The 4,874-nt window shown below is 61.9% G+C and carries 3 protein-coding genes; all 3 read right to left on the bottom strand.

Annotated features, from left to right (window positions below; genetic code table 11):
• Window positions 1-38 precede the first annotated feature (38 nt).
• A complete protein-coding gene (locus tag P0D96_RS47425) occupies window positions 39-3,266 on the bottom strand; it encodes an efflux RND transporter permease subunit (RefSeq protein ID WP_408321185.1) in 3,228 nt (1,075 codons plus the stop codon).
• Between the two features lie 13 nt (window positions 3,267-3,279).
• The gene (locus P0D96_RS47420) at window positions 3,280-4,545 is read right to left on the bottom strand and encodes an efflux RND transporter periplasmic adaptor subunit (protein WP_408321183.1); all 1,266 of its coding nucleotides are present in this window, start codon (window positions 4,543-4,545) and stop codon (window positions 3,280-3,282) included.
• 17 nt (window positions 4,546-4,562) lie between these two features.
• The coding region (locus tag P0D96_RS47415) for a hypothetical protein (RefSeq protein ID WP_408321181.1) at window positions 4,563-4,874 on the bottom strand (312 nt) is incomplete at its 5' end.

Below are 4,874 nucleotides of genomic sequence, written 5' to 3'. Positions count from 1 at the left end.
CTGGCACCAAACGCATGATGAACGCGGAGCCGCGCATGTCAGTCGTCCTCGCGCCGGGCAGAGGGTTTAGTGGTCGGAGCGCCTGAGCCAGGCGGCGCGATAGGCGGCGTGCCGTCGCCCGCTGCTCCGCCGCTCGGATCTTTCTTCTTGCTGCTCCGTTCCGACATCGTTTCAAGCACGTAGAAGAACATCGGAATGAAGAACACCGCGATCACCGTCGCGCCGAGCATGCCGCCGATCACGCCCGTGCCGATCGAATGCCGGCTGTTGGCCGACGCACCCGTTGCAATGGCAAGCGGCACGCAGCCGAGAATGAACGCGAGCGACGTCATCACGATCGGCCGCAACCGTTCGGTCGCCGCCGTGACGGCGGAGTCGTACACCGACTCGCCGCCTTCGCGGTTCAGCACCGCGAACTCGAAGATCAGGATCGCGTTCTTCGCCGCGAGTGCGACCAGCATCGTCAGGCCGATCTGGAAGTACACATCGTTTTCGAGGCCGCGCAACAGGATGGCCAGCAGCGCGCCGAAGAGCGCGAACGGCACCGCCATCAATACGCCGAACGGCAGGCTCCATTTCTCGTATTGCGCCGCGAGAATCAGGAACACCATGATGAGACCGAACACGAACACGAGGCTCGACGTGCCCCCCGCCTGCTTCGCCTCGTATGCCTCACCGCTCCAGCCGATACCGTAATCCGACGTCGTCACTTCACCCGCGACCTCTTCCAGCGTCGAGATGACCTGCCCCGAGCTGTAGCCCGGCGCGCCGTTGGCCGTGATCTTGACAGCGGGAAAGTTGTTGAAGCGCGTGATGAGATCGGGGCCCGTCACGTACTGGGAGGTCACGACAGCCTTGAGCGGCACCATGCTGTTGGTCTTGCTGCGCACGTAGATCTGGTTCAGATCCTGCGGCGTCAACCGGTACGCCGGTTCAGCCTGGAGGATGACCTGCCACAGGCGGCTCGACCGGTTGAACTGCGAGACGTATAGCGAGCCGAACATGGTCTGCATCGCGCTATACACTTCCTCGACCGGAACGCCGAGCGTTTCTGACTTGTCCCGGTCGACGTTGACGAGCAATTGCTGCGACGACGCATTGAAGGTCGATGTCACGCGCGCCAGTTCGGGTCGTTTCTTTGCCTTCTCCAGAAATTTGTCCACCACGTCCGCGAGCTGCGCGATCGTGCCGTCGCCCTTGCTCTGAATCCACATCTCGGTGCCGCCCGTCGTGCCGAGCCCCGGTATCGACGGCGGATTGACCGGCAGGATGATCCCCTCCTTTATTTTCGACAGGTTCTCGTACGCGCCGATCAGCACCGCCCGTGCGTTCTGCGTGCGGATGTTGGCCCATTTGTAGCGTTCGTCGAAACTCTTGAAGCCGATGAAGAACGTACTCGCGTTGTTCTTGTTCTGGCTGTCGAGCAGGCTGTAACCATCGACGATCGTCACGCTCCCCACGGCCTCCTGCTTCATGAAGTAGTCGGTGACGTGCTGCGATACTTCGCCCGTGCGATCGAGGCTTGCTGCGTCCGGCATGATGATCGCGCCGAGCAGATAGCCCTGGTCTTCCGGCGGCAGAAACGAAGTCGGTATCGAGCGCATCATGACGACCGCGAGCGCGATCATCCCCACAAACAGCAACAGTGCCACGACGAACCGTTTGATGACCAGCTTGACCGCACGCGTATAACTGTTCGTCATCCTTTCGAAGTTCTTGTCGAACCACTTGAAGAAGCCGCGCTTTTCGTGATGGCCGGGCTTGAGCAGCAATGCGGCCAGCGCCGGCGACAGCGTCAGTGCAACCAGGCCCGAGAACACCACCGAGATCGCAATCGTGATCGCGAACTGCTTGTACAGCTGGCCCGTGATGCCGCCGAGGAATGCCACCGGCACGAACACCGCGCACAGCACCAGCACGATAGCAATGACCGGGCCGGAGACTTCGTCCATTGCCCGCTTGGCGGCGTCTTTTGGACTCAGCTTGTGCACGTTCATGTTGCGCTCGACGTTCTCGATCACGACAATCGCGTCGTCCACGACGATGCCGATTGCGAGCACCATGCCGAACAGCGTCAGCATGTTGATCGAGAAACCGAGCGCCAGCATCCCCATGAAGGTGCCGACAATCGATACGGGAACCGCAAGCACCGGAATCAGCGTCGCACGCAGGCTCTGCAGGAACGCGAACACGACGATCACGACCAGCACCAGCGCTTCGAAGAAGGTATGCACGACATCCGAAATGGATGCGCGGGTGAACTCGGTTGTGTCCATCGCGACGCTGTATTCGAGCCCCTCCGGAAACGTCTTCTTCATCTCGGCGAGCGTCGCGCGCACCTGCTTCGACACGTCGAGTGCGTTCGCGCCAGGTTGCTGGTACACGGCCATGACTGTCGCCGGTTTGCCCTGATAGCGGCTGCGGATCGAATAGTCCTTCTGCCCGAGCGCCGCGCGGCCGATGTCCTTCAGGCGCACAATCGCCGCGCCGCCGCTGGCCGCGCGGATGATGATGTTTTCGAACTCGGCGGGATCGGCAAGCCGGCCCGTAGTCGTGACCGCGAACGACTGTTCAACGGGCGAGCCCGTCGGCGACTGCCCAAGGCGGCCGACAGCAAACTGCTGGTTCTGGTTGGCGACGGCTTTCTGCACGTCGCCGGCCGTGATGCCCAGTTGCGCCATGCGATCGGGCTTCAACCATATTCGCATCGCATAGTCGGGCGTGCCGAAGATGGCCGACTGATTGGCGCCCGGAATGCGCTTTAACGCATCGAGCACGTAAATGTTGGCGTAGTTGGCGATGTAGGTCGCGTCGTAGCGCTCGCTCGGCGAATAGATCGCGATCACCATCATGAACGCCGACGACTTCTTCTGTACCTGGATGCCTTGCGCCTGCACCGATTGCGGCAACTGCGGCAACGCGAGGTTCACACGGTTTTGCACATCGACCTGCGCGAGTTCCGGGTTGGTGCCGATCTGGAAGTACGCATTGACGGTCAGGTTGCCGGTCGATGAGCTCGACGAGCTCATGTAGATCATGTTGTCCGCGCCGTTCACCTGCTGCTCGATCGGCGCGGCCACATTGTTGGCGACCACGTCGGCGCTCGCACCTGGATAGGTCGCGGAGATCGTGATCTGCGGCGGCGTGATGTCCGGGTACTGCGCGATCGGCAGATTGACCATCGCGACGGCGCCACCAAGCGTGATGACAATCGATATCACCGACGCAAAGATCGGACGGTCGATGCAGAAGTGGGACAGGTTCATATCGCTCGCCCGTTTATTTTGCCGCGACCGTACTGGATGGGCGCGCCTTCGAACCGGTGCTTCCCTCCTCTGGCGCGTCGGCTGCCGCGGCGGGTGGGGGCGATGCCACTATCTTCAGCGGAGCATCGGCGGTAACGCGGAGCGCGCCGTCGACGACGATCCGCTCGCCGGCCTTCAATCCCTGCGTGACGAACCAGTCGTCGCCATGCCATTCGCCGACTTCGACGACACGCTGATGAGCTTTCGAGTCGTTGTCGACGACCCATACAAAGTGACTCTTCGAGCCTTGCAATACCGCGCGCTGCGGCACGAGAATCGCGTTCGGGCGCACCGCACCGGCCACGCGAGCACGCACGAACTGTCCGGGCCGCAGCGTGCCTTGAGCATTCGCAAACGACGCACGAACCAGGAACGTGCCCGTTTCCGTGCTGAACGCAGGATTGGTGAAGTTAATATGGCCCTGATCGGGAAACTGGCTGCCGTCGGCCAGCAAGACAGTCACGATGAAGTCGTTATCAGCCGGAAACCGAAGGGCGCCCTTGGTGATCTCGTCGCGGTATCTGAGCAACTCGTTCTCGGAGATGCTGAAGTTCACCCACATCGGATCGAGCTGGTAGACATACGTCAGAAGGCCGGCCTGTCCGGCCGTCACATAGCTGCCGTCCTGCTGTCTCGCGAAGCTCGACAAACCGTTGAGCGGCGATTTGATGGTTGTATAGCTGAGGTTGAGCTCCGCCGTCTGCACCTGCCCCTTGGCGGCGATCACGGCCGCTTCCGCGCTCTTCTCGTTGCCGGTCGCGTCGTCCAGATCCTTCTTGCTCAAAGCGTTCTGCGCGGCGAGCGGGATCACGCGCGCGAGATTCGCCTTCGTCACATAGAGCCGCGCCTCCTGCTGCGCGAGTTGACCCTTGGCCGTCTGCAGCGCGGCCTCGAATGGTTTCGGGTCCATCAGGAAGAGCGTCTGCCCGGCATGGACCAGTTGACCCTCGGTATAGACCCGCTTATCGAGAAAGCCGTCCACGCGGGCGCGAATCTCCACTTCGCGTGAGCTCTGTGTCTGCGCGGTGAACTCGAACTCGACCGGCGTATCGTGCGGCTCGACCTGCATCACGGTCACTTCGGCCGCGCCGGCCTGCGGCGGCGGAGCCGGCTTGTGGCACGCAGCGCACAGCGCCAACGTTGCGTAGACCAGCAACCGCGCAGGCGAGCGCGCGCGCTGCCGTCGCGAATCGCGCGACGGCAGCCTGTGCAGGAAGAAATCAGGCGTTGCTTGTTTCATGAGATCACCCGTCGCGACTACATGGCGGTGCAAGCACCGAACAGCACCAAGGCGTCTTCACGGTTGACGAGCGTCACGCCGATCGTGCCGTCCACCCTGTCGAGCACGATCGTCCATGCGAAGCTGAATTCAGTTCCTTGGAGAACAATCTGACTCTCATCGGTTTGCATGAAGCGGATCGGTGCCACGCGTTGGGGACCGGTAATGGTCTTTTTCGCAAAGTCGATGCGCATGAATTGCGGTGCGCCCAAGTCCGACGGCAAGGCGCGCAAACAGGTTTCGCCTGGATCGCAGGCGTGCGCATCGATGGTGGCGCATAGCAGCGGCTT

Source organism: Paraburkholderia sp. RL17-347-BIC-D (assembly GCF_046027915.1).
GTDB lineage: Bacteria > Pseudomonadota > Gammaproteobacteria > Burkholderiales > Burkholderiaceae > Paraburkholderia.
This window is presented reverse-complemented; position numbering and strand designations above follow the sequence as displayed.